Raw genomic sequence first — 1,124 nt, 5'->3', positions numbered from 1 at the left:
CTGCACCTTCTGGGCACAAATCGTCGTGTGGTAATACAATAATCTTAGGCATAACTACTTTCTCTTATATATCGTCTACTGATTGACCTGACAACGCAGCTCGAATCGATTTATCCATACGGCGTGACGCAAAGTCTTGGCTAGCTTTGTCTGTATCTTTGATGCCTTGCTCAATGGCATTTGCATCATCACCATTACGCAGCTCAATCAGTGCTTCAATGGCTTTTAATAGATCTTGTTTTTCTTGCTCTGATAGTAGTTCATCACCATCAGCTTGCATTGCAGCGATCAAACCTTCAATCACCCGGTCGGCTTCAACGCGTTGTTCAGCTAACGCACGAGCTTGCATGTCTTCTTTGGCGTGAGTCATCGAATCACGCAGCATGTTCGCAACTTCGTTATCGCTTAAACCGTAAGAAGGTTTCACTTGAATTTCGGATTGAACACCTGTGCTTTTTTCCATTGCAGTCACTGATAGTAAACCGTCAGCATCAACTTGGTACGTCACTCGGATGTGCGCAGCACCTGCCGCCATAGGAGGAATACCTTTTAGTGAGAAACGCGCAAGTGAACGACAATCATCCACCATCTCGCGCTCACCTTGCACAACGTGCACGCTCATCGCCGTTTGACCATCTTTGAAGGTGGTAAACTCTTGCGCGCGAGCAACAGGAATCGTGGTGTTGCGCGGAATGATTTTCTCAACCAACCCACCCATGGTTTCAATACCCAATGATAATGGAATCACGTCAAGCAGCAGCATTTCAGAGTCAGGCTTGTTACCAGCAAGAATATCTGCTTGGATGCCCGCACCAATAGCCACCACTTCATCAGGGTTGATGCTAGTGAGTGGTGTGCGGCCAAAGAATTCGCCTACCATTTCACGGACAAGCAAGGTACGAGTTGAGCCACCAACCATCACCACCTCAAGTACTTCCTCCGCTTCTACGTCAGCATCTTTCAGTGCAAGACGACAAGACATCAGAGTTTTCTTCACGAGTGGGCGAATCAGATCTTCGAACTGCTCGCGTGTTACAGTGCCTTTCCAGCCAAACACGTCAACTTCTACGCTGTCTTGCTCAGAGAAAGCAATTTTGGTCGCCGTTGCAATGTTCAGTAATGCA

General features: G+C 47.4%; 1 protein-coding gene. It reads right to left on the bottom strand.

The features are described 5' to 3' along the window. Positions 1 to 64: 64 nt before the first annotated feature. Positions 65 to 1,124 (bottom strand): Hsp70 family protein (locus tag R7P35_RS25710; protein ID WP_318093266.1); only part of this gene is annotated, 1,060 nt, incomplete at its 5' end.

Source organism: Vibrio sp. Vb0304 (assembly GCF_033338995.1).
In the GTDB taxonomy this organism is placed as follows: domain Bacteria; phylum Pseudomonadota; class Gammaproteobacteria; order Enterobacterales; family Vibrionaceae; genus Vibrio; species Vibrio alginolyticus.
The sequence above is the reverse complement of the archived record's forward strand: the minus strand, read 5'-3'. Positions and strand labels throughout refer to the sequence as shown.